The sequence below is a fragment of the Flavobacterium sp. ZT3R18 genome, assembly GCF_007097385.1.
Classification (GTDB): Bacteria; Bacteroidota; Bacteroidia; order Flavobacteriales; family Flavobacteriaceae; genus Flavobacterium.
Map to the genome: position 1 here is coordinate 93614 of NZ_VJZS01000014.1, position 24904 is coordinate 118517.

18 protein-coding genes, 1 tRNA gene and 1 pseudogene are annotated in these 24904 nt (G+C 35.3%); 8 read left to right on the forward strand and 12 right to left on the reverse strand.

The features are described 5' to 3' along the window. Positions 1–26: 26 nt before the first annotated feature. From FNW52_RS14745 to FNW52_RS14765, 5 genes are all read right to left on the reverse strand, one after another. Positions 27–2336 (reverse strand): aminotransferase class III-fold pyridoxal phosphate-dependent enzyme, encoded by a 2310-nt coding sequence (locus FNW52_RS14745; protein WP_143378211.1) that lies wholly within the window; start codon positions 2334–2336, stop codon positions 27–29. Between the two features lie 52 nt (positions 2337–2388). Beyond that, a complete protein-coding gene (locus FNW52_RS14750; RefSeq protein ID WP_143378212.1) occupies positions 2389–4524 on the reverse strand; it encodes a beta-galactosidase in 2136 nt (711 codons plus the stop codon). Between the two features lie 336 nt (positions 4525–4860). Then, a complete protein-coding gene (locus FNW52_RS14755; protein ID WP_143378213.1) occupies positions 4861–6861 on the reverse strand; it encodes a trehalase family glycosidase in 2001 nt (666 codons plus the stop codon). 99 nt (positions 6862–6960) lie between these two features. Then, on the reverse strand, positions 6961–8028 hold the full coding sequence (locus FNW52_RS14760) for a proline racemase family protein (RefSeq protein WP_143378214.1): 1068 nt from the start codon (positions 8026–8028) through the stop codon (positions 6961–6963). A gap of 7 nt (positions 8029–8035) precedes the next feature. Further along, on the reverse strand, positions 8036–8998 hold the full coding sequence (locus FNW52_RS14765) for an ornithine cyclodeaminase family protein (protein ID WP_143378215.1): 963 nt from the start codon (positions 8996–8998) through the stop codon (positions 8036–8038). Between the two features lie 155 nt (positions 8999–9153). Here FNW52_RS14765 and FNW52_RS14770 point away from each other — a divergent pair, with 155 nt between their 5' ends. From FNW52_RS14770 to FNW52_RS14790, 6 genes and pseudogenes are all read left to right on the forward strand, one after another. Next, positions 9154–10704: a S28 family serine protease gene (locus FNW52_RS14770; RefSeq protein ID WP_185966001.1), complete on the forward strand. Its 1551-nt coding sequence runs from the start codon at positions 9154–9156 to the stop codon at positions 10702–10704. 56 nt (positions 10705–10760) lie between these two features. After that, complete coding sequence (locus FNW52_RS14775) at positions 10761–12050, forward strand: S28 family serine protease (protein ID WP_143378216.1); 1290 nt, start codon at positions 10761–10763, stop codon at positions 12048–12050. 164 nt (positions 12051–12214) lie between these two features. Beyond that, entirely contained in the window at positions 12215–12352 is a 138-nt protein-coding gene (locus tag FNW52_RS20830) for a hypothetical protein (RefSeq protein ID WP_185966002.1), read from the forward strand. A 16-nt stretch (positions 12353–12368) separates the two neighbouring features. Next, positions 12369–13715, forward strand: coding sequence for a hypothetical protein (locus tag FNW52_RS14780; protein ID WP_143378217.1), 1347 nt, complete (start codon positions 12369–12371; stop codon positions 13713–13715). A gap of 21 nt (positions 13716–13736) precedes the next feature. Further along, positions 13737–13895: pseudogene (locus FNW52_RS21320) on the forward strand (T9SS type A sorting domain-containing protein); the annotation flags it as partial. Positions 13896–13897: 2 nt separating this feature from the next. Beyond that, complete coding sequence (locus FNW52_RS14790) at positions 13898–14668, forward strand: outer membrane beta-barrel protein (RefSeq protein WP_185966003.1); 771 nt, start codon at positions 13898–13900, stop codon at positions 14666–14668. 53 nt (positions 14669–14721) lie between these two features. Here the strand turns inward: FNW52_RS14790 and FNW52_RS14795 are convergent, their stop codons facing one another. The 3 genes from FNW52_RS14795 to FNW52_RS14805 form a co-directional block, all read right to left on the reverse strand. Continuing rightward, positions 14722–15822, reverse strand: a complete 1101-nt coding sequence (locus FNW52_RS14795; RefSeq protein WP_143378219.1) for a DUF4407 domain-containing protein — start codon at positions 15820–15822, stop codon at positions 14722–14724. 179 nt (positions 15823–16001) lie between these two features. Continuing rightward, positions 16002–17603, reverse strand: a complete 1602-nt coding sequence (gene pckA / locus FNW52_RS14800; RefSeq protein ID WP_143378220.1) for a phosphoenolpyruvate carboxykinase (ATP) — start codon at positions 17601–17603, stop codon at positions 16002–16004. A 64-nt stretch (positions 17604–17667) separates the two neighbouring features. Beyond that, positions 17668–18069 carry a DUF423 domain-containing protein gene (locus tag FNW52_RS14805; RefSeq protein ID WP_143378221.1) on the reverse strand — a complete coding sequence of 134 codons (402 nt, stop codon included), beginning with the start codon at positions 18067–18069 and terminating at the stop codon, positions 17668–17670. A gap of 355 nt (positions 18070–18424) precedes the next feature. Between FNW52_RS14805 and FNW52_RS14810 the strand changes: the two genes are divergently transcribed. Further along, a complete protein-coding gene (locus tag FNW52_RS14810; RefSeq protein ID WP_143378222.1) occupies positions 18425–19795 on the forward strand; it encodes a saccharopine dehydrogenase family protein in 1371 nt (456 codons plus the stop codon). Between the two features lie 76 nt (positions 19796–19871). Here the strand turns inward: FNW52_RS14810 and FNW52_RS14815 are convergent, their stop codons facing one another. The 4 genes from FNW52_RS14815 to FNW52_RS14830 form a co-directional block, all read right to left on the reverse strand. Beyond that, a complete protein-coding gene (locus tag FNW52_RS14815) occupies positions 19872–21209 on the reverse strand; it encodes a M56 family metallopeptidase (RefSeq protein WP_143378223.1) in 1338 nt (445 codons plus the stop codon). Continuing rightward, the gene (locus FNW52_RS14820; protein WP_143378224.1) at positions 21206–21577 is read right to left on the reverse strand and encodes a BlaI/MecI/CopY family transcriptional regulator; all 372 of its coding nucleotides are present in this window, start codon (positions 21575–21577) and stop codon (positions 21206–21208) included. The genes FNW52_RS14815 and FNW52_RS14820 overlap by 4 nt, the downstream gene beginning before the upstream one ends. Before the next feature lie 83 nt (positions 21578–21660). Next, entirely contained in the window at positions 21661–22083 is a 423-nt protein-coding gene (locus tag FNW52_RS14825; protein ID WP_143378225.1) for a hypothetical protein, read from the reverse strand. A 469-nt stretch (positions 22084–22552) separates the two neighbouring features. After that, positions 22553–23941: a dipeptidase gene (locus FNW52_RS14830; RefSeq protein ID WP_143378226.1), complete on the reverse strand. Its 1389-nt coding sequence runs from the start codon at positions 23939–23941 to the stop codon at positions 22553–22555. A gap of 108 nt (positions 23942–24049) precedes the next feature. Here FNW52_RS14830 and FNW52_RS14835 point away from each other — a divergent pair. After that, a tRNA-Leu gene (locus FNW52_RS14835) sits at positions 24050–24131 on the forward strand. Positions 24132–24904 lie beyond the last annotated feature (773 nt).

The window sequence follows — 24904 nt, forward strand, 5'->3', positions numbered from 1 at the left end:
CAAATTATATCAATTGAAGATCTTGATTATTTTTGGATTTTCACTTCATTTAAAATAATGTCTAAAAACCGAACCATTTCATCTGCATTTTGTTTGCTGAAAGGCATTGGTGGTTTTATTTTTAACACATTATGTAAGGGGCCGTCGGTACTTAATAAGTATCCTTTCTCTTTCATTTTTTCGACTACGATATCAATTTCAGGCACTGCGGGTTCCATCGTTGTTCTGTCTTTTACCATTTCGGCACCAATGAATAGACCGTGTCCTCTAACATCGCTAATGGTGGGGTGTTTTTGCATTAACTCTCTTAATCCGTCCATTAAGTGATTCCCAACTTCTTTAGCGTGTTTTTGCATTTCTTCTTCTTGTATCACATCTAAAACCGCTAATCCAGCAGTCATCGAGACTGGATTGCCCCCAAAGGTGTTGAAATATTCCATCCCATTATTAAAGGCATCGGCAATGGCATTGGTTACAATTACAGCTGCTAATGGATGTCCGTTACCAATTGGTTTTCCTAAGACAACGATATCTGGAACCACATCTTGAAGCTCAAATCCCCAAAAGGCATCTCCAACTCTACCAAAACCAACTTGTACTTCATCGGCAATACAAATTCCGCCAGCTTGTTTGACATGATTGTAAACCGTTTTTAGATAATTTTTTGGCAATGGAATTTGTCCTCCAACTCCCAACAAAGTTTCACAAATAAAAACAGCGGGTGCTTTACCTTCTTTTTCTAATTCTTCAATAATACGTTGCACATCGACTGCATATTTTTCGCCTGCATTTTCATCCCCATATTTAAAAGGGCCTCTGTACATATCTGGATTAATAGCTTTGTGAATCCAAGGCATTTTACCAAAGCCACCTTTGCCGTCAAATTTATACGGACTCATTTCCATGGCCACAGTTGAGGTTCCGTGATAGGCATGGTCTAACACAATGATGTCTTTCTGTTTCGTAAAATGACGACTCATTCGTATGGCTAAATCATTAGCTTCACTTCCGGAATTTACAAAATAGCAAACGCTTAACGAAGGAGGGAAAGTAGCGGTAAGTTTTTCGGCATATTCTAACAAGGTATCATTTAAATACCTTGTATTGGTATTAAGGGTTGCAATTTGTTTTTGCATTTTGCGAACCACTACAGGATGGCAATGACCTACATGTGATGGGTTGTTTATGCAGTCTACAAAGGTTCTTCCCTTATCATCATATAAATATTGAAGAGCCCCTTTTACAATTTTTAAATTTTCTTTGTAACCAATGCTTAGATTTCGCCCAACATTTTTTTGACGCTTTTTTAATAAATCGGAATAATCTCGATCATTGATTACTCCTTCAAAACCACACATTTTTCTAAAAGTATCTTGAGCTTTGATAGGGTTGATTTTAATGAGTTGGTACAATAGATTCCAAGCCGGTTTCTCGGTTATAAAGTGATGCTCATTATTACTGTCTAATGATGCATTATAAGCCGATTGGGTTACGCTGATACAAAGCCTTGCCGCTATCAAATAATACAAAACATCCAATTCTTGTACAGTAAGCGCATAGGATTCATGGTATCCTTTGACCACTAATGAAGCTGCGGTTAGCGGATCTTCATGGTTGAGCATCGCATACGTACAGGTTATGGCTAGGTTATTAATCAAAGCGGTATAAACCATATCGCCAAAATCAATCAAACCAGTTACACTTTCATCTTGTATCAGTATATTATAATCATTGGCATCGTTATGAACATACGCATGACGCAGCGTATGTATTTGCGAAAGCACTTCGGTGTCAAATTGCAAGAGGAAATAGCCTGCTATTCTTCTTTTCTCATGATCTTTTATGTATTTCACTTTGTCATAGGCATCACTCGCGTTACTGATATCCCAAGTGTAACGACGGTGCATTGCTGTATGCGAGAAATCCTGAAGAGACTTATCCATAGTTCCCATAAAGTGCCCCAATTGCTGGTATAAACGGATTGATTTGTTTGTTTTTTCAAACCAGAAAGTACCCTCAAGAAAACTGAGAATCCGCAGGTAATATGTTTTCCCATCTTCCAGAATTGGGGTTAATTCATTTCCTTGGGTGTTGATACAAAACTGTTGAAAGTTTTCTGCCAAAGGACTATTTGATAAATGTTTGACGATTTTAACCTGTGCGTCCAGAAATGGGTACGATTGGTTTTTATCAGATACTTTTAATATGAATTTTTTATTATTCGTATCGGTTAAAAAAAAATTTAATTCATCATAACCATTTAACATTTTTGCTGTAGCGGATAATCCGTAATGTTCTTTTGCTAATTGTTGAATGTGTGCTTCAGTAAAATTCATTATTTCTTTTGTATTAAAAGATTATTGTTTTGTCTTGGGTTTATCTAAATTTTCATTTCCAAACAATGGCTTGAGCAGGCTCTAACGGGTTTTGTCCAATCAAAATTTGGCTGCCTTGAGGAATGGGTAAGTTTATGGGGTCATTGGTATAATTAACCCCCACATAAAATCCATCTCTCCATTCTATAGTTACCCCTTTTGGCAAATCTTCTATAGTTACTTTGGCTTTTTCATAAATGGAACGAACAATTTGTCGCTCTAATTTTCCGTCTTTGCTTTCTACTCCAATATAGGTAATGGTTCCCTTGCCTAATTTTCTTGTGGTCACTGCAGCTTTACCTTTATAAAATTGATCCGAATAAGTGGCTAAAACTTCGGTTTCTTGCTTCGGTTTTAAAACATCTGCCCAGGTATTCCACTCATAATTATTGTTTCCAGCTTTTATTGTTCCGTTTACATCGGCTGCCAACATATCAAAAAATTCTACATCGGCACCTATTAATGGAACAATCGGAGCACTCCAATTCGCTTCAAAAAAATGACCGTTTTTGTCTTTTTGTCCTGTTCGGCATGTTAAGATTAAGTTCCCTCCATTTTCTACATATTTAGTCCATTTGTCTACCAATTTTTGATCAATAAGTTGGTAGGCTGGTGCTAAGATAAAGGGATAGGCAGAGAAATCATCATCTTCTGTGATGAAATCCATCGGAGCGCCTGTTGATTTTACAGCGGTAGTATAGGTATTACGATGTCTCCAAGTACTCCACGCTTCGGTTTGTTTCTGGTTTTCCAGATCCCAAAGGTTTTCGTGACTCCACAAAAAGGCTGTTTTCCTTTGTGCAATTTCTTTTGGAATTACCGCTTTTGGATTGTACTCTTTTCGAAGTAATTTCATGTCTTGGATAGCTTGTACAAACTCTTTTCCTCCAGTAGAAAGTGTTACGCCATCGGTTCCAACAATTCCGTCATGATACATCTCACTACTCCCCAGCGGATGCCGATATCGGTAAGTGCAGGCAAAAGAGCAGCCGCCTCCAAAAGCATTTGTCAACCACATGTGAACGGTACCCGGTAATAATTGTGGATTGATGGATGCCCAGTTTACTTGTCCGGGCTGCATTTCCATAACACCCGTCACTCCATTTATGGATCGGTAATAATCATTGGCTTCCGATATTTTAGTGGGAGATCCCATTCTAAAACTATTTCCGCCTAACGGATTCCTACCACTTACGGGATACATGGTGTAAGTAGCAAAATCCATTTTGTCTGTTCTTCTGGGATCTGCACCGTAAACAACGTTGGTGTAATTGGTGGTAATCCACTGTTTGGGATCACTATATTTTCTAAGTATTTCTGCCTGTACGTTCAAATACTCCGCTTGCGAATCAGCCGTAAATCGTTTAAAATCTAGAACGGCATGTGGACTCAATTTGTCTTCGGTATAAATCTCAGCATTTGGAATCGCAATTTGCTCGAAATTATTGTATCGAATACTCCAGAAACTGGCAACCCATTCTTTATTTAGGTTCTCGATAGTTCCATATTTGGCTTTAAGCCAATTTCTGAATCCTTTTTGTGCCGATGGACTGAAATCATCTGGTGCGCCAGGTTCATTATCGACTTGCCAGCCCATAACGTTTTTGTTTTTTCCATATCTTTTTCCAAGTTCAGTAACAATTTTGGCTACAAACTCTCGGTATTTTTCATTAGAAACCGATTGGTTAGCTCTGTTTCCATGTTCTCTACGGCGACCCGAAGCATCTACCAAATAAATTTCGGGATATTTTTCTCCCATCCATGCGGGAGGTGCGGGAGAAGGAGTGCAAAGGATTACTTTCAAACCTGCTTTCTCTGCGAGAGCCAATGATTTGTCAAGCCATTCAAAATCGTATTTCCCTTCTTCGGGTTCCATAAAACTCCAGGCAAATTCTGCAAAATGGGTAAACTCAAATCCTAGTTTTTTAATGTTGTTCAAATCACGTTCCCATTGTTCTTTAGGCCATTGTTCAGGATAATAATACACCCCGATTTGCATTAAATCAGGTTTTGAGAAAAAACGTTGTGCTTTGTTTTTATCCGAAGCATCAGCTTTTTTCGCTTGAGCAAATACAAATGATGAATTGCAAGTTAGGATTAGCAAGAGTGCGAATAGAGGTCTGGCAATGAATGAAATGGGCTTGTTCATGTTCTATTTGTTAAATAAGTTGATCAATTATTGAATGGAAATTTTAAATTTCATGCTTATCCGTAATCATGCAAAAAAAGCGGATACTCCCGATAGACCAATGACATTAAGTTAAGAGTTGTAATACTTAACAGGTTAAAAAAAACCTGTTAGGATTAGCGTTTCCTAACAGGTTTTTTTTAACCTGTTAGGTATTAATTTCTTAGCATTTTTCCTTAACCTTAATAACATTGCCCGATACTATGGGATTCACATATTAGCCCGGATTTTTAATATAAATGAATGTTTAATTTGTGAAAATTTGTGAAATCTGTGTCAAAAAAATCCTTTTATCCTTTATTCTTCCAAAAGAAGCATCAAATAATGGGCTGCTGACCAGCTAAAATTATAGGATTCTAAACCTTTACCCGAAAGGGGTTGGTAATTTTCCCGAATAGCTTCCCCTTTTTCCAAAACTCCTTCTGCATTGTGAATGAGTTTGTGTGCCAATTGATTTGCCTCGTTCGTGTAGCCATATTTTTCTAATCCGTTTATAGCAAAATAACTTTGATCTAGCCAAATGGGACCTCTCCAATAACCGCCTTCGGGTTTGAATTTTGGATGATTGGCCGCTAATGTCGGTAACGGAATAAAAGTATTAAAAGTAGCAGGATTGAGCATGTTTTCTTTTATTGCTTTAGCCTGCTGAGGTGTTGCCACTTCTGCCCAAAGCGGCAAGTATCCTTCGCACCCCATTTCTTTTACAAAGGATTTTCCATCCATTGAAGTATCATAAAACCAGCCGGTAGACGCATCCCAAAACTGGTTTTGAATTTTTGTTTTTAATGCGAAAGCCTCATCTTGCCATTTTTTGGATTCTTGGTCTAGTTTTAATACTTGAGCCATTTGGTTTAAATACCCTTTTTCGGCGTATAAATAGGAGTTTAAGTCAACACTTTCCTGATCTATAGAAAAAGCTTTTTCTCCATTTTTCAATATTTTACTGTTGTCAAAACGAACAGCATTATCCATTCCGCTTTCCCATTTTCCAGCAACCAAAGTACCGTCTGTCGAACCAAACTCGCATAGAGCATCTTGGTCGTGATCTCGATCTTTGTACCACCAGTTGTGATAGGATTTTAGTTTTGGATAAAACTCTTTCAAGAAATTGTCATCTTTCGTTTTTTCATAAATTTTCCAAACAGCCCAAGCAGCAAGAGGCGATTTTGTGTTTCGGTAATTATTGGGTTCAATTAGAGTGTCTCTATAAATACAATCTGGAATGAAACCATTTGGTTTTTGACGGTCAAATAAGGCACGGATTTGGTTCTTGGCCAATTCGGGATTGTAATTTACAACGGCGGCGGCGTGTTTCCAGCTGTCCCATGCCCAAAAACCATTAAACCATTCGTAATTATAACTAGGAAAAATGCCTTCATGTTTCAATCCTTCTGCTGCAATTCTGGAATTGTTTTGTAACGTCAGTACTAATTTTGCTATTAGATTTGAATAAATGGGATCTTTATAAATCCCTTTTTTATGGGCTATTAATTGGGTTAGTTGATTTTCTTTTTCTTTTTGGACAGTGTTAAGAACAGTATTGAAATTTACTTTAGCTAAATTTTGCCCTTCTTTTTGCCAGGAGTATTCTGGAAAAATAAAAGTTTGGGAAACTATTATTTCTTTGGTTTCATTGGGCTTTAGGGTTAGTTTTTCAATTTGGGCATTATATCCATTTTTTGTGATTTCAATCGTGGCTTTAGTATTCAAAAACTGGGTATATCCAATCGCTTTGCTTTTTGTGGAAACGATTTTTAGCATTTGACTTTCATTGGAAAGTTTTAAATTATCTAAAAATAGTTTCGAATCGAATGAGGGATATAACGTTATTATTTCTTTTGATCGATTGGTAATACTCGTTTTTTGAATTGCCGAATGTCCAGAGGAAAATACTAATAGTTGTTTTACCTCTATTTTCTCATTCTTAAATTGCTGTTCTAAATGACTGTTATAGCTATTTTGGGTTACTAAAGCCGTTTTCCAGTTAACTAGCTCCTGTTTATTTTTATCATTGAGATGCAACGAAAGAAACGAAGAACTTAGCCAAACACCATTTTGTTCGGTTAATAAATAAGGACCAGAAAAACCGCCTTGAACTTCGGAAGGTTCCAAAAAACCAAATCCAAACCAAGCTCCTTTATCTGAGAAAGCCAAATATTTTCTGTCGGTTGCGCTCGTTGGATTTCCTTTGTAATTTAAACTGTTTTTACCGGCTTCTAAGTTTGAAAATGTCTTTTGAGCGATAATAGTGTGAGCAAAAAGCACTAATAAGAATGAAAATGTTGTGATATGTTTCATATATGTTGAATTTTATTTGTCAGCGGTCATATATGTTATCGCCTTTTTATTTATTGGTGTTTGCTTGCGCAAACTTGTTGTTAATGGCGATTTCATAAATTACCTCAGAATAAATCCGTTTTTCATCGGGTCATTGGGGTCAATAATAAAAGTATTCATTCCTGTTATGTGAGCAGTTCCTTCTACTTGAGGAATAACGGCATTGAAAGAACCAAAGTCTTTTTCGGAAAATAGAGAACAATTAAAAACACTTCCTGTAATACTCTCGATAGCTAATCTGCTGTCAAAATCTATTGCTTTTCTAGATCTTTCTATGGCTATTCTACCGGAAACTCCCGATCCTGTTGGGGAACGGTCTACTTCGCCTTCGGCAAAAACACACACATTTCGACTGTGGTTTTCTTTTTCTTGAGCATTATCAATAAAAATAGTTCCATATAGAAAACTCAAATCGTTTTCAAAGGGATGTAGTATTTCTTTGTCTTGTAACATGACCGCATGTTTTATCTCCATACCAATTTGAATGATGGTGCGATAATCAGAATCGGTTAACCCAAATTTCAAAAGGTTGTTTTTTCTTAAATCAACATACCCATAGAATGCACCTCCATAGGCCAAGTCGTAAGCTATTTTACCAATTCCAGGCACTTCGACTTCACGATCCAGACCCACTACAAAACTGGGGACACAATGAAAACGGACTCCCGTAACGGCTCCCGATTTTATAGAGACATAAGAAGTTATTCGGCCACAAGGGGCATCAATCTCTAGTTTGTTTTCACCTTCTATAACGGCAATCCAGTTCATATTTGCGGCTAATGTGCTGATAGCAATAATGGCGTGGCCGCACATGGTACTGTATCCTTCATTGTGCATGAATAGAATACCAAAATCGGCAGTTTCATCATTTGGCGGAAGCAAAACACAACCATACATATCAGCATGACCACGAGGTTCAAACATAAGCGCAGTACGTAAATAGTCGTAATTTTCTTTGATGTCTCTGCGGTATTCTAACACCGATTTTCCTTTCAATTTCGGAAATCCAGAAACGATGACGCGCAATGGCTCACCGCCAGTATGCATGTCTATAGTTTTAATTTGTGTCCAATGATTTGGAACAGTATAATTTGTTTTTGAAAGTATGTTTTGATAAGTACTTGACATGTTTCTTTTATTTGATGGAAATAAATTCATTGTAAAAATAGGAGGCAGCAACTAAGTCTTCTAAAGCATGACCAACCGATTTAAAATAGGTAATTTCTTTTTCAGAAGTTCTTCCTTTTTTGGTGCCATTGCACAATTCGAATAAATCGGCTTTGACATCTTCGGTTTTTAAAGTGCCATTGTTTAACGGAATTACAATATCTCCGCTCTCTTTTAATCCTCCTTGGTACGTATCCAAAAACACTGATGACTTTGTAACAGCTTCGTCATCAGCTTCTCTGGTGTCTTTTTTATAAGCTCCAACCAAGTCAAGATGTTGTCCCTCTTTCAACCATTTTCCAAAAACCAATGGGGTAGGAGATAATGTGGCGCAGGATATAATATCAACCTCCGAAATTTTGTCTTCTATAGCCGTAATAGCGGTGCAACTGTATGATTTGTTAGTGAGAGAATCACAAATGGCCTGTGCTTTTTCTAAAGTTCTGCCCCAAACGTACACTTTTGTAATAGGTCTAATACTGGCATGGGCTTGGATTAGATTTTTTGCCAAAGCTCCCGTTCCTATCATTAAAAGAGAAGAAGAGTCTTCTCTGGAAAGAAAACTACTGGCTAATGCAGAGGTCGAAGCAGTGCGTTTTGTGGTTAATGATTTTGCGTCCAAAATGGCTTTGATGCTTCCTTTGTGAGCATCCAAATAAATATAAGTTCCTTGAATGGCTGGAAGATTGTATTTGCCGTTATTTGGACTTACCGTCACAATTTTTACGCCTGCATCCACACCTGGATTAAAAGCGGGCATTAGCAATAAAGTAGAGTCCTTATCTTCTTGAGGATTGGGGTAATCATGGTGATGACGCATCGGTACTTGTATGGATGGAGTTGCAAAACCTTCTTTTAAGCGTTCGATAAGTTGTTTGAAATTACAATTGTTTTCTATAAAAGAATCAGGTATGAGTTGTATGGTTTTCATTTTAGGAATAGATTTTTATAAAAATAAACTAATTTTTTTTCTATCCGTATTTTTACTCTAAAGTCGATAAAATACAACAACATTGGGTTAACATAGTATCGTTTTAAGCCGCACTGTGATTGTATTTTTAAAAATTAATTTAACCTATATTAATCATGAAAAAGATATTTAATCTTTTAGTTTTATTCGCTTTAGTATTTCAATCCTATTTTGGATTTTCTCAAACTGCTTTAAAAACCAAATTGATAGAATTATTTCCAAATGCAACCATTACTCAGATCAGTAACTTGTCGGGATATACAGAAACCTATCAGTTAATTGTAAATGAACCATTAGATCACAATCATCCAGAAATTGGAACCTTTAAGCACTATGTTTATTTATCTCATGTTGATTATAATAAACCAATGGTTATAGAAACTCATGGCTATGATACAGGAAATATAAAAAGTGAAGTAAGCAAATTGCTTAGTGCCAATCAAGTGGCAGTAGAATATCGATTTTATGGCAATTCAAGACCCAATCCAATCCCTTGGCAGTATTTAACCAACGATCAAGCGGTAGCAGATTATCATGATATCACTATGAAACTAAAAGGACTGTACAAAGGAAAATGGATTTCTACTGGAATAAGTAAAGGAGGAGAAACCGCTTTAATTTATAAAGCAAAATACCCAGATGATGTTACTATTTCTGTGCCTTATGTAGCTCCTATCATAAATACACTCGAAGATTCAAGAACTACAGCTCGCATAAATAGTAATGGAACCGCAGATTGTAGATCAAAAATTGTCGCTTTTCAAAGAAGTTTATTGACAAATAGAACAGCTGTTTTGGCAGAATTTGCTAAATACGCCACAGCCTACGGAGTAAGTTATACTGAGGTTTCTATGGAGGAAGCATTAGAATATGCAACTTTAGAATTTCCATTTTCTTTTTGGCAGTGGGGCGGGAATTGTGGTTCGGTTCCTAGTAGTAATGCCACAGCGCCACAACTTTTTAATTATTTAAATACTATTGTAGGTGTTGATTTTTATGGAGATGAGAAGTATGATGAATATTTACCTTCTTTTTATCAACATATGATTGAGTTGGGATATTATGGTTTTGACTTGTTTCCTGTCCAAGATTTATTAACCATCGTGAAATCACCCACAAACATGCGGTTTGCTCCAAAGAACACTCCTGCTTACAATCCAGATTATATAAAAGGTGTTAGAAATTATTTAGAAACAAAAGGAGAAAAAATAATGTATATCTACGGAGGAAATGACCCATGGGGTGCTTGTTTTGTCACTCCAGATGCAAAATTAGATTATAAAATGATGGTTTTGCCTGGGGGAAGCCACAGTACAAGGATTGGCAGTTTTTCCTCACAAGACCAGACCCAAATTATGAGCACTTTAAATAGGTGGCTGGCCGAAACGAACTTGAAAGTTTCGGATAATGAAACTAAATTAAATGGAATTGTAGTATATAATCATATTTCTAAAGGATTATATACTATTGAGGTTCCAATTTTAAATGAGGATTATTCAATCAAAGTGTACAATATATTAGGGCAAATAGTTTATCAAAAAGCGATGTCTGGCTCTGAATCAGGTTCAAAATCAATTGATTTGACGGATAAACAAAATGGAGTGTATATTCTTAAAATTGAATCATCAAGAAATTTAACATTCACACAAAAATTAATAAAACAATAATTTTATTTACGCTATTTACAATTAAAACTGTCTATTACATCTAATTCTAAAATACAATGAAAAAGTTTAAAAATGTCTTTCTTTTAGTACTCTTTGTTTGCTGCTCCTTTTCGGGGTTTTCCCAAACGGAGACTGCTGTTCAAACGGATTTAAAGAAAAAATTAATTGAGTTGTTTCCCAAGGCTGAAGTTTCTGAAATAAAAAATCTTGAAGGTTACACGGAATCGTATCAGCTAATTTTAGAGGAGCCTTTGGATCACAAGCATTCTGAAAAAGGCACTTTCAAGCATTATATTTATCTTTCTCACGTTGACTTTAATAGTCCAATGGTAATTGAAACGCATGGTTATAATGCGGGGAATATTAAAAGCGAAGTGAGTAAATTACTAAAAGCGAATCAAGTGGCTGTAGAGTACAGATTTTATGGAAAATCGAGACCCAATCCTATACCTTGGCAGTATTTGACCAATGATCAAGCGATTGAAGACTATCACAACATCACTACAAAATTAAAAGAGCTATACAAAGGGAAATGGATTTCGACTGGAATTAGCAAAGGTGGAGAAACGGCTTTGATTTATAAATCAAAATATCCAAATGATGTAGCTGTAGCCATGCCTTATGTAGCGCCACTTATTAATACACAAGAAGACCCTAGAACTGTTGAGCACGTAAAAATTGTTGGCACTCCGGAATGTAGAGCAAAAATCACTCATTTTCAGAGAGCTTTATTACAAAATAGAGAGGGGCTGCTGAAAGAAATTACAGCGTATGGTGATAAAGAAAAAATGACTTTCACTGAGGTTTCTATTGATGAAGCTCTTGAATATGCAACTCTAGAGTTTCCGTTTTCATTTTGGCAATGGGGAGCAAAATGTGAGGACATCCCTGTTGAAGGGGCTAGTCCTGCAGCATTATTTGATTATTTGAATAAGGTAGTTGGAATTAGTACCTACAATGACCAAAAATATTTTGACTATTTACCCTCTTATTATCAGCATATGACTGAATTGGGTTATTATGGTTTTGATTTTGAACCTGTAAGTGATTTATTGAAAACGGTAAAAAGCACTTCGAATTCCCGATTTGCACCTAAAGGAGTTGACAATACCTATAATCCTGAGTACATAAAAAAAGTAAGGAAATTTGTAGAGACTAAAGGTAATAAGATACTTTATATTTATGGAGGATATGACACTTGGGGATCCTGTTCGCCAACTCCTAACCCTAAGTTAGATGCTTTAAAAATGGTTCTTCCAGGTGGTAGTCATTCTACAAGGGTAAAAAATTTCCCAAAAGAAGATCAGGAAAAAATTAGGGCAACATTAGATCGTTGGTTGAAATAGAAAAACCAACCCCGCAGTTTTTTTGTACGGAATTGGTGGGTTGCTCCTTGAAATAAATTGACTATGCAATTGGTAACAAGTTGTTTATAGAAAATGATTGTGAATATTTAATAGTTGCATGAAACCGAATGACAAGCGTTACGTAAAATTTCAACATTTAGCCAATGAATGGCATATTAACAAAAAGAAATGACGAAACGGTAAATATAAAGTCTATTGTAGCGGGAAGAACTTCCATATTGGAGAAAAAACGCATTAACCCGAGACTGCCTAAAAGTGCCAGAAGTACTTGCGAAGGTTGAAGCAAAAAACAAACAAATGAAAATAAAATTAATGTTATGTTTTAGTGTGCTATTCACTAATTTTTTAATGGCTCAACAGCAATCGGTTACTATTAGTGGTCCAACATCTGTAGAAGTGGGGGTGCCTTATAACTACACTTTTGAATTTAAACCAGTCATGCCTTGGTTAAATGGAGTTCAGGCAGATGGCTATATTATTACCAATTGGATAGTCTCTACAGGAACAAATGGTAGCTCAGGCTCTATTTCTGGATATATTGGAAATCCTAGTAATCAAAGTAGTTATCTTAATGATGCCACATTTAATAATTCAAATCCAAAGACAATTCCAATCCAATGGGGTAATGGTACTTATTTGAGTAGCGACAAAATAACTGTAAAACTAAGTGGTATTTACATAAAAAAAAGCACTGGTCAACACATTGGGTATTTTAATTTTCAACCTCAAGCAGAGCAATCTGTAACCGTAGAAAGAATCGTAAATCCAGCTATTGGAGGAAGCACATCTGTTTTGAACTGCGACCAAACTTCTTCAACTTATTTTATTTCTAATGCAACTAATGCAAATAACTTTCAATGGGAAGTAACCAATGGAGCTCAAATTTTGGGTTCAAACACTGGTACAGCTGTTATTGTAGTACCTCCTTCAACAGGAGATTTTTATGTGAGTTGTACAGCCAAAAGAGCAGGAGGTAATCCAAATTATTACGTTGGCTCTGACAAGAAAATAACAAGGACTTCACGTTCAGTAGTATCGTCAACCAGTCCTGCCAATCAAGGTTTCTTATGCAAAGGTTCTGGACTCATATTTCAAATAGACAATCAAAGTGATATTGTAAATGCAATATGGAATGCGCCAAATTGTACGGTATCAGCAGAAACAATTGTCAACGGAAAGCGACAAGTTATTATTTCTCCAAATAATTCAGCCTCTACTGGTTCAACAATATCAGTAAACGCAATAGTCAACTTTGTTGGAGGATGTTCGGCAACAACATCAGTCAAAGGGTATGCTGTTTTTGACGGTTCTGCACCACCAATACCAAATGGATATATTAAAGTTGGAGATTGGGAATGTTACCAAGATTCGCCTATAAAGCTGTCATTTGTACCTTATAACCCTTTTACAAACGGGAGTATAAATATTTATCCGTCTGTAATGTCTCATCCGAGCGTCTCAAGACTTGTTAAGGTTACCGTCACTTATACTAACTTCTGTACTGGAGCAAAAGCTAGTGAAATATACACAATACATACCCCTACACCTTGCCCAGAAGCTAGATTAGCTTCAAAAAGTGAGGCTACGAGAGTTACAATTTTTCCAAACCCTACAAACGGAAGTGTCAAAGTAAAGTTGCCCTAAACGCTTTCGGGTAATTATCAGCTTTTTGATAAAAATCAAAAATTAATTCAAGAGGCTAAATTTGACAATCAAAACGAATTGCAAATAGAACTCCAGAGCCGATTAAATTCAGGGATTTACATTCTTAAAATAATAACCGAAAACACCATTTTTACTGACAAAATAATTTTAAACAGATGATAATGAAAAAGTTTCTAGTAGCTTTCATCTTGGGTATTTCCTTTATAGGAAATGCTCAAGATATAACAGATTGGCAGGTAGGTTTTAATTTGAATCCGTTCTTTTTTACCCGAATAAATCCTGGTTCCTCTTTCTCAAAGGACAGACAGGATTTACCAAATGGTTTTGGATATGGCATCACAATTGAAAAAAATTGGAATGATCAGTGGGGTGTAAAAACAGGATTTGAATATTCCAAACAAAACGAAAAATACTTTTTTGATGCTATCGGCGATAATACAAGTATTAAAACAAATTTTGAATATTATAAAATGCCAATAACTATTCAATATTATTATCCTTTAAACGATAAGTTGTTTTTAACATTTAACCAAGGCATTCAATTTTCATTTCTTAAATATTACAAAACGGTTGATGAAAACGAATATCAAATAAGAACTCAGACTTCTGATTATTATGAATACATTTCTTTTGAACACCCAGAAAGCAATCAATATTCTAAAGAAGAGGGAATAATGCATAAAAAAACATTATTCGGTATTATTGGTTCAATTGGTTTAAAAGGGTTTTTGTCAGAAAAAATTTCATATTCTACAAGTTTAAGATATGAATATGATTTCACAACTGCGGATAATTTTCCTTATTATTCTAGTATTCCTGATGGTAGTGATACTGAAAAACCAACGCATAATTTCCGTTTAGGTTTAGAATTAGGCCTTCAATATCATTTTTCAATAAACGACCGTTTTAACAAAAATTCACATAAATTGTAAACATGTGGTAATACAAAACATTATAAAAAAAGAGGCGTAATTGCCTCTTTTTTTTATAATGTTTTCATTTGCTTCTCTACAAAATTATAGGATTGCTGTTCCAATAATTCGATTGTATTTTTCCTTTGCAAATTGTATAAGTTTTTATCTTCTACAATATCAGCATAGACTTTATCATACATCGATGCGCTAGTTTTTAGTAATAGGATGCGTTGGTATTTATCTTGGTCAATTGTAGCTTTTAATGCAGTTTCTAAGTCTTCCAACTTAAAATCATATTCTCCTCTAGGCGATAATAATTTAGCAATAATTGGCGAAGTTTCAATCGCTAAGAAAAGTAACATTATAAAAAAGGAAGGAAGCCAAGGTAATTTATTCAAGGCATTGATCCGAGCCATCAAACCATCAAAACCATCAATGACAGGTTGAGTTTCAGTAACTTTTTTGTCCAAATCGGTTTGTAATGTTTTGGTTCCTTTTTCCAGAACTGCAATTTTGGCCAAGCTATTTTTCCGAATGGTATCCAGTTCTTTAGAGGCTAAATTGTGTTTGGCTATTTTTTCTTTAAAAACAGGCCCTTTGCCCAGTCTCTTTGTTCCTGCTGTTCCTTCGGCTTCTTTAATATAGGTTTCATAAAGCGTGTTGACTTCTTTTTCTTTATTGGCAATTTCGGCTTTAAGACCCGTAATTTCAGTTTTGTTTTTGTCTAAGTCCGACTTGAAATAATTGGCCACTTCTTTTTTGTTATTCAGAGCCATAGCGTTTTTCTCTTTCAATAAAACGGTATTGATTTCTTTTTCGAAAATTTTAATTTCCAAGGGTTTTGAAATCACAATAGCAATGATGATGGCTAATATAATCCTAGGGGTTGCCTGCATTATTTCACTGCTAAAGCTATCCCTTTTTCTAATAGTCGAAACAATAAAACGGTCGAGATTAAAAATTAGCAAACTCCAAACCAGTCCAAAAAGCATAGCGGGATAAATACTGTCGAAAACAGTAAAAAGAGCATAGGCACTGGCTATAAAAGCCATAACAGCCGTAAAAAAAACAGTGGCGCCAATACCAACAAATTTGGTTTGTTCGCCATCGGAGCAACCTTCAAGGAGCTGTTTGTCTGCTCCTGAGCAGAGGATGAAAAATTGTTTTAACATGATTGATTTGATTTTGATTGATTGAGGCTGCAAATTTAACACCAAAAAATTAATATTGGCATAAAATGTTGATTTGTTTTTGATTAGGTATTCTGCAAAAGTGTTTTTGGTTGTTTCTTAAAAACAAAAAAGAGCTGTTCGATTAGGAACAGCTCTTCTAATTTTGAATTAATAGTAACTTAAGCAATCGGTGCGCCAGCCATTATTTCGGCATTGGCAAACTCTTCAAATTTTGCAAAATTAGCTTTAAATTTATGAGCTAATTCAACGGCTTTTGTATCATATAAATTTTGATCTTCCCAAGTATTTCTTGGATTTAAGATTTCGCTAGGAACATTTGGACATGATTGTGGAATTGCAATACCAAATGATTTGTGATCTACATACTCAACGTTGTCTAATTCTCCGTTTAATGCAGCAGTGATCATAGCACGAGTGAATTTTAATTTCATTCGGCTTCCAGTTCCATAAGGACCTCCTGTCCAGCCTGTATTAATAAGCCAAACTTTTACATTGGCATCCTTCATTTTTTTGCTTAACATTTCAGCATATTTAGTAGGGTGTAATGGCATAAATGGAGCGCCAAAACAAGCTGAGAAATTCGGTTGAGGTTCTGTAACCCCAGCTTCTGTTCCTGCAACTTTAGCCGTATAACCAGAAATAAAGTGGTAAGCTGCCTGACCTGGTGTCAATTTTGAAATAGGAGGCAAAATACCATAAGCATCGGCTGTTAAGAAAAATATATTTTTAGGATTTTGACCAATAGACCCAGGTTGAATATTATCAATATGGTTAATAGGATAGCTTACCCTTGTGTTTTGAGTAATAGAAACATCTTGAAAATCAACTTCATTGGTTCCTGCTTTGAAAACTACGTTTTCTAGAATAGCTCCTTTTTTGATAGCTCTAAAAATGTCGGGTTCATTCTCCTCAGTAAGATTAATTACTTTGGCATAACAACCACCTTCAAAATTAAAAACTGTATTTTCGTTAGTCCATCCATGTTCATCATCACCGATTAGTTTTCTTTCTGGATCGGCAGATAAAGTTGTTTTTCCTGTTCCAGATAAACCAAAGAAAATAGCGGTATCTCCATCTTCACCAACATTCGCACTACAGTGCATTGGTAAAGTGTTTTTGAAAACGGGTAAAACAAAATTCAAAGCAGAGAAAATTCCTTTTTTCATTTCTCCTGTATAACCAGTGCCGCCTATTAAGGCGATCTTTTTTGTAAAATCTAAAATAGCAAAATTGCTCTGACGAGTACCATCTACCAAAGGATCAGCATGAAAACCTGGAGCGCAGATCACAGTCCATTCAGGTGTAAAGCTGCTCAATTCTTCTTTTTCTGGTCTCAAAAACATATTGTAACAAAACAAGTTTGCCCAAGCTGTTTCGGTAACCACTCTTACATTCAATCTGTAGTTTGGGTCGGCACATACATAAGAGTCTCTAACAAAAACTTCTTTGTTTGATAAATAAGCTGTTACTTTTTTATAAAGTGCATCAAAGGCTGCAGGTTCAAATGGAATATTTACTTTCCCCCACCATACTTTGTCTTCAGTAATACTATCCTTGACAATAAATCTATCTTGAGGAGATCGTCCAGTAAACTCGCCTGTATTTATAGCTAATGCTCCAGATGAATTTTCTACTCCCTGCCCAGATTGGATTGTAATATTATGTAACTCGTTCGGGGTTAATTGATACTGAATTTTGGCATTCTCAATTCCCAGTTCATTTAACGAAATCGATTTCGCAAATAAGGCATAGTTGTCCATAAAAAATTAATTTTTGTGAGTGTTGTTTATTTACTGCAAAAGTATAATTTTTTTTAGAACCACATTATATTTTAATTTTCTTTTTCATTGGTGTTAAAATGTCAATGAATAGTTTAATCCAAGCCGAAATAAGAAATAGACCTCCAATAGGGGTTATAAAGCCAAATACTTTGAAATCTATTGACGTAAGGTTGTTTGTAGCCAATAAATAAATAGAACCCGAAAAGAAAATTGTTCCAATAACAGTTAAATTATAAATAATTTTTTTTGATTTTTGATTAATCAAATGTGTCGTTCCTATGAATAACAAGAACAATGCATGATACATTTGATACCGTACTCCTGTCTCAAAAGTGGAAAGTTGTTCTAAGGAGAGTACATTTTTTAGGGCATGTGCACCAAAAGCTCCTAGAATTATTGCAATCATACCCATTAGGGCTCCAGTTGAAATTATTTTTTTCTCCATTGTCTTTTTCTCAATTTTAGACAAAAGTATTTCTTTATTTTTAATCTTAAAGTATTTGTAACTACTCAAGTTCGTTTTACCACAAAGAAATCAAACAATATTGCCCGCAAAGGCACAAAGAATAAATAAGTCATTGAATTTCTCGAATAATTATCGAGTGTGGCGGAAATTTGCTTAGTGTTTGTGGTACTGAAGGTTTACAAGTATTTTATAACATACTTGGGGGTCAGAATGTAATTAATAGCGTTAATTTTGCTACATATTATAGTGTATTTTACGATTGTCTAATTTATTTTCACAAACTGTTTGTTATAAATACAACAATATTGTATGTTTGTGTTATATTTATAAAGTTATGAGAACAATTCTTATTATAGGAGCAGGAAGGTCTGCTTCATCTTTGATACAATATCTTTTGAATAAATCGGTATCAGAAGATCTACATCTTATTATAGGTGATTTGTCTTTGGCTCTAGCCGAAAAAAAGACCAATAATCATCCTAATGCAACTCCTATCGCTTTAGATATATTTGATGAAAATCAAAGGAAAAAGGCAATCGAAAAAGCAGATATTGTTATTTCAATGTTGCCTGCTCATCTTCATATAGAGGTGGCAAGGGATTGTGTTGTTTATAAAAAGCATCTCGTAACGGCATCTTATATAAGTGATGCCATGCAAGAGTTGGATGAAGCTTGCAAAGCAAACAATCTTATTTTCATGAATGAAATAGGGCTTGATCCTGGAATTGATCACATGAGTGCCATGAAAGTGATCGATGAAATTCGTGAAGAAGGTGGGAAAATGCTTTTGTTTGAATCTTTTTGCGGAGGTCTTGTGGCTCCAGAATCAGACAATAATTTATGGAATTATAAATTTACTTGGGCTCCAAGGAATGTCGTTCTTGCCGGACAAGGCGGTGCTGCGAAGTTCGTACAAGAAGGCGCTTATAAATACATTCCGTATGTGAACTTGTTTCGTAGAACCGAATTTTTGGAGGTGGAAGGGTACGGCAAATTTGAAGCGTATTCGAACAGAGATTCTCTAAAGTATAGAAGTGTTTATGGTCTAGACGATGCGCTTACCTTATATAGAGGAACTATTCGAAGAGTAGGTTTCTCTAAAGCTTGGAATATGTTTGTGCAATTGGGTATGACAGATGATAGCTATGTCATGGAAAACTCAGAAAACATGAGTTACAGACAATTTGTGAATTCATTCCTGCCATATCACCCAACCGATTCTGTAGAAATAAAAATGCGTTTGATTCTAAAAATTGACCAAGATGATATCATGTGGGATAAACTTTTAGAATTAGATTTATTCAATCGAAACAAAAAAGTAGGATTGAAAGAGGCAACTCCTGCACAAATTCTTGAAAAAATACTCAGCGAAAGTTGGGCTTTACAACCTCATGATAAAGATATGATTGTGATGTATCACAAGTTTGGATATAAGCTCGATAATGAAGAAAGACAAATAGACTCAAAAATGGTATGCATTGGCGATGACCAAACCTATACCGCTATGGCAAAAACCGTAGGATTGCCAGTCGCAATGGCTACTTTGTTGATTTTGAACGGTAAAATCACAACTCCCGGAGTACAGCTTCCAATACGTAAAGAAGTGTATCTGCCAATTTTGAAAGAGTTAGAAGAGTATGGAGTTGTTTTTAATGAACAAGCCATGCCGTATATTGGGTATAATCCCGATAAAGTCTTCAGTTAGCATTTTTTTTAGTTTTTTTTAGATTTTTTTTAGACTGAATCCGCTTCGAAAGAGGTGGATTTGTTGTTTCAAGATGTTATTTCGAAGCTTCAACTTGAATGGGTAAACTGTATTTTACTCTTACGGTTTCATTGTTTTCTTTTCCGGGAGTCCATTTTGGGGAAAGTTTTAATACCCGAATGACTTCTTCTCCTGTACCAAATCCAATATCTTTTAGGATTTCAAATTCAGAAAGGCTACCGTCTTTTTCTACAATAAAAGTTAAATATATTTTGCCACCGCCTTTTAATTCAGCAGGAACTTTAAAATTAGTGCCAATGAATTTATAAAAAGCAACTATGCCTCCTGGGAATTCAGGTTGAGTAGTCTCAGTTATAGGTTGAGTTTTTCTAGCAATAGTATCTGCAAGTATGTTTGAGTTGGTATCATTGGTGTTGACCAGAGGTTTTGCAACAGCTGTTTTTTCAATTACTTCCTTTTGTAAAACGGTATTCGCTTTTGTTAATTTATTTTTAGAATCTCGACTTTTTGTTTGGATTGAATGGGATGGTGGATTTTCCATAGCCACTGTTTTAAAAGAAATGCTATAGAAAAGTATAGCAAAAACAGGAATTAAAGCTATCTGTTTTAAAATTGCTTTGGTTTGTGTTGTGGTTTTTGTCATCATGAGTAGTCTTTTTTTGGTTACTAAAAAATTCAGGTTGCTTACTAAATAAAGAGGCTGACTTATATTTGCTTTTGAGACTAATAATGATTGGTAAAATGGAATGTCTTCATAGTAGTGAATCACAAATTCATCAGCTAGAAATTCATGATTGAGTTGGATGGCTTTTTTGTAAAAAATAAATATAGGGTTAAACCAAAATATCGTTTTCAAGAATTCGATCAACAATATATCATGACTGTGTTTTTGAGTTACGTGAGTAAGTTCATGGGTGTATAATTCGGCTTCAATGTTTCTATTTTTATAATCGGTTTCATTGATAAAAATGTAATTTAGAAAAGTATGTGGCAAGTTTTTTTCGGGTATCAAAACTAGTTTTGCACCATAGTAATCTATTGTTGTATTCGTTTTTGTTTTAGAGGTGATTTTCAGAATATTTCTAATGAATCGAATACTACATACGAGTGTGACTAATCCATAAATAGCCCAAAGCAAATAAGCGGTATAATTTGTTTCTGCAATTATTTGAGAACTTCCTTGTGCAAACAGCAGATTGCTAGTATTCACAACAGGTTGTATGATTTTGGATGCTATTTCTATAGTGACGAATGGAATGACAAACGAAAATACAAGGCTAAACAATAAGTAAAACCTTTTGAATTGATGCATTCTTTCTTTTTCAAGAAATAAGTGATACACCATCAAAAGCAAAAACAAGGGTAGTGTTGATTGAATAAGAAATAGAATCATTTTCTCTTTTTTTGAATTTCACCATCTATTATTTTCTTGAGTTCTTCCAGTTCCGATTCCGATAAATTTGTTTCGGTGGTAAAGAAAGAAGCAAATTGCGAAGCCGAATTGTTAAAAAAATTACTAATCAATCCGTTTACGTGTTTCGAGAAATAATCTGTTTTCTTGACTAATGGATAATATTCTCGGGAATTTCCAAATTCAGTATAAGCAACGAATTTCTTGTCAATCATCCTTTTTAACAAAGTGGCAACCGTTGTAGTGGCAGGTTTTGGTTTAGGATAGGCTTCAAGTAAGGCTTTCATAAAAGCCTTTTCTAGTTGCCAAAGATGTTCCATTAATTGTTCTTCGGAGTTGGATAGTTGCATTTGGTTTTATTTTTTATATTTTAAAATTGAAATTGCCATTGAAATTGACATTGAAACCGCCATTCACATTTGAAATCTTCATTTTAATTAAATTCTACTTCCGAAACTAGTTCGCCATTACTGTATTTTCTTGTGACAATCAGTTTTCCTTTTTCATCGAAGAAATTCCAATTCCCATCATAGAACCAATGAATCTCCATATTGTCAGTGGTTGTTTTTGTCTGTCCTTTTGATTGGATTTTTCCGTTTTCAAAATAGTTTGTTGTTGTGCAAATGTTACGCTTGTATTTTTCTCTTTTGATAATTTTTCCGTTTAAGTAGTAACGCCACTTTTTTATTGGGTCATCTAGATAGTATTTTCCAACCGACTTATATTTTGCGCTGTCAACGGCATAATTCTCTATCCAAAGTCCTTCCCTTTTTTTGTTTATCTTTTGATTTATGGGAGCCGTTTTGCAACCGATCAAGGTTAATATAAGGAATAGGTAAATGAATAGATGTCGCATATATTAGTTTTACTCTACAAAGGCAGACGTTGCTCTACAAATGTAGAATAAAAATTAATACGACCAAATTTTTGATTGTTTTTTTATACTAACAGGTCTCCAAGACCTGTTAGGTATTTATGCGTTTTGTTTTTCTTGCAAACCTTTATTTTAGTTAAAGTATTGTTTTTTAGAATTTATTGTTTAATAATCTATGAAAAAGGTGCAATTCAACTATCCTTCATTTTGAAATCTGCGTAAATCTGCAAGATCTGCGTGCCCATTTTTTCACGCAGGTTTGAAATAGGTATAAAATTCAATGTCTTATGAAAACCAAATGCCCTAGCCCTGATAGAAGTGGAAATCCTTATGAGCCGGTGTTCGGCTTATAAGATTGTAACGGATAGCAGGAAATAGCTCCTTCCTTTATTTTGAACAAGACATAAAAAAATCCGCTCAAGGAACGGATTTAGTTATTTTGAATGAAATCTTATTTGCTCAATTCTACAAAATATTTGTAAAATAGAGGAATAGTTTCAATTCCTTTTAGGTAATTAAAAATCCCGAAATGTTCGTTTGGCGAGTGAATCGCATCACTGTCAAGACCAAAGCCCATTAGTATCGTTTTGCTTTTAAGCTCTTTTTCGAACAAGGCAACAATAGGAATACTTCCTCCGGAACGCACGGGAATCGCAGGAACACCAAAAGTTTCGGTATACGCCATGTTTGCCGCTTTGTAGCCAATGCTGTCTATTGGAGTTACATAACCTTGACCGCCGTGATGTGGTGTGACTTTTACGCTAACTCCGGCTGGAGCGATGCTGGTGAAATGTTTGGTGAACAATTCAGTTATAACTTCCCAATCTTGATTTGGTACTAAACGCATGGAGATTTTGGCGAAAGCCTTGCTTGCAATAACGGTTTTTGCGCCTTCTCCTGTATAACCACCCCAAATTCCGTTGACATCTAGTGTAGGTCGAATAGAGTTTCTTTCATTGGTCACATAGCCGCTTTCGCCATAAACATCATTTAGGTCTAAGGCTTTCTTGTAATTGTCAAGATTGAAAGGAGCTTTTGCCATTTCGGCTCTTTCCTCTAGAGATAACTCTTCAACATTATCATAGAATCCCGGAATGGTAATATGATTGTTTTCGTCGTGCAATGAGGCAATCATTTTAGATAGAACATTAATAGGATTGGCAACCGCACCACCATATAAACCAGAATGTAAGTCGCGATTTGGTCCTGTAACTTCAACCTCTACATAACTTAGTCCACGAAGTCCCGTTGTGATCGAAGGTTGTTGATTGGAGATCATTCCGGTATCCGAAATCAAAATCACATCATTTTTCAGTTTTTCGGTATTGTTCTCTACAAAGGTTTTTAGGTTAACGCTACCTACTTCTTCCTCGCCTTCAATCATGAATTTTACGTTACAAGGTAAAGTGTTGCTTTGTATCATGTACTCGAATGCTTTTACATGCATGTACATTTGGCCTTTGTCGTCACAAGCACCCCTGGCAAAAATCGCTCCTTCGGGATGAATGTCCGTTTTCTTAACAACAGGTTCAAACGGGGGAGAGGTCCATAATTCTAATGGATCTGCTGGTTGAACATCATAATGTCCATAAACCAGAATAGTAGGTGATTTTGGGTCGATTGTTTTCTCTCCATATACAATAGGATAGCCCGCAGTTTCGCAAATTTCGACAAAATCGCAGCCTGCTTTCACTAAACTTGCCTTAACAGCCTCGGCAGTGTCAAGAACATCTTGAGAATAGGCAGTGTCTGCACTCACAGAAGGAATTTTTAAGAGGTCGATTAACTCATTGATAAAGCGGTCTTTGTGTTCTGAAACGTATAACTTTATGTCTTCCATGGAATCAATTTTTTTTTAAGAATCAAAAATACAAAAAATAGAATGAATATTTTTTTAAAAAATGTTTTGAAAATTGAAAGTTATGATTATCTTTGCACCCACAATTACGCGGATATGGTGAAATTGGTAGACATGCCAGACTTAGGATCTGGTGCCGCAAGGCGTGTAGGTTCGAGTCCTATTATCCGCACTAAAAGCTTCTCATCTAGAGAAGCTTTTTTTATTTAAATCTGCTGCATTTGCAAATCGTCCTTTAGATTGTAAAGTAATAAAACTGTAATAGTTTAATAACTTGTCTTGGTTTGATAATTTTCAAATTAATTTACATCTACTATATAAGGACGCAAATTTCCTCGGTCAAAGCCATACGTTTCAATTAAATTCAAATAATTGCCACCCTGAGCGGAGTCGAAGGGAGGGGCTATTTCCCGCTATCCGCTACAATCTTTTGGGTTCGCAGAAAAAGCGAACCCAAAAGGATTTTCACTTCTATCGGGGCTAGGGCATCGGGTTTCATAAGAACGATAGTTTTTTAAAGTTTCAAAAACGCCATACCTTATATATAGGAGAGTATATTTGGGATTGCCAATCAAAAAAAACTGTTTAATCCATACAGTCAGTGTCCCATTTCAGGCACCAGTAGTCCAGACGATCTAAAGGAATCAAAACGCCAAAGAGCAGTAAGTCTATGAAATCAACAAAAACACACCATTTCAAATTACCCATTGAATAAAAATAAATCTGCAAAGAACAACATATCAGCGACTTGAAAAATACTTTCAAAATAAAGCAAAAAAGTCATTGTTTACGCGAATAAACCCACTACTTTTGCACCCGCAACAACGCAGACGTTCATTAACAGATTGACAAGCCCGCCGAATTAATACTGGAAATTTATTTTCAAAAAAGATTTCAAAAAGCTTGTGAGATTCGAAAATGAAAGTTACTTTTGCACCCCGCTAA

Excerpts from the sequence above, each read along its gene's own strand:
- FNW52_RS20830 (WP_185966002.1), top strand. The coding sequence starts at position 12,215 with ATGAATGGCATATTAACAAAAAGAAATGACGAAACGGTAAATATAAAG.
- FNW52_RS14755 (WP_143378213.1), bottom strand. The coding sequence starts at position 6,861 with ATGAAACATATCACAACATTTTCATTCTTATTAGTGCTTTTTGCTCAC.
- FNW52_RS14760 (WP_143378214.1), bottom strand. The coding sequence starts at position 8,028 with ATGTCAAGTACTTATCAAAACATACTTTCAAAAACAAATTATACTGTT.
- FNW52_RS14830 (WP_143378226.1), bottom strand. The coding sequence starts at position 23,941 with ATGGAAGACATAAAGTTATACGTTTCAGAACACAAAGACCGCTTTATC.
- FNW52_RS14795 (WP_143378219.1), bottom strand. The coding sequence starts at position 15,822 with ATGTTAAAACAATTTTTCATCCTCTGCTCAGGAGCAGACAAACAGCTC.
- FNW52_RS14765 (WP_143378215.1), bottom strand. The coding sequence starts at position 8,998 with ATGAAAACCATACAACTCATACCTGATTCTTTTATAGAAAACAATTGT.
- FNW52_RS14825 (WP_143378225.1), bottom strand. The coding sequence starts at position 22,083 with ATGCGACATCTATTCATTTACCTATTCCTTATATTAACCTTGATCGGT.
- pckA (WP_143378220.1), bottom strand. The coding sequence starts at position 17,603 with ATGGACAACTATGCCTTATTTGCGAAATCGATTTCGTTAAATGAACTG.
- FNW52_RS14820 (WP_143378224.1), bottom strand. The coding sequence starts at position 21,577 with ATGCAACTATCCAACTCCGAAGAACAATTAATGGAACATCTTTGGCAA.
- FNW52_RS14805 (WP_143378221.1), bottom strand. The coding sequence starts at position 18,069 with ATGGAGAAAAAAATAATTTCAACTGGAGCCCTAATGGGTATGATTGCA.
- FNW52_RS14775 (WP_143378216.1), top strand. The coding sequence starts at position 10,761 with ATGAAAAAGTTTAAAAATGTCTTTCTTTTAGTACTCTTTGTTTGCTGC.
- FNW52_RS14810 (WP_143378222.1), top strand. The coding sequence starts at position 18,425 with ATGAGAACAATTCTTATTATAGGAGCAGGAAGGTCTGCTTCATCTTTG.
- FNW52_RS14790 (WP_185966003.1), top strand. The coding sequence starts at position 13,898 with ATGAAAAAGTTTCTAGTAGCTTTCATCTTGGGTATTTCCTTTATAGGA.
- FNW52_RS14815 (WP_143378223.1), bottom strand. The coding sequence starts at position 21,209 with ATGATTCTATTTCTTATTCAATCAACACTACCCTTGTTTTTGCTTTTG.
- FNW52_RS14770 (WP_185966001.1), top strand. The coding sequence starts at position 9,154 with ATGAAAAAGATATTTAATCTTTTAGTTTTATTCGCTTTAGTATTTCAA.
- FNW52_RS14745 (WP_143378211.1), bottom strand. The coding sequence starts at position 2,336 with ATGAATTTTACTGAAGCACACATTCAACAATTAGCAAAAGAACATTAC.
- FNW52_RS14780 (WP_143378217.1), top strand. The coding sequence starts at position 12,369 with ATGAAAATAAAATTAATGTTATGTTTTAGTGTGCTATTCACTAATTTT.
- FNW52_RS14750 (WP_143378212.1), bottom strand. The coding sequence starts at position 4,524 with ATGAACAAGCCCATTTCATTCATTGCCAGACCTCTATTCGCACTCTTG.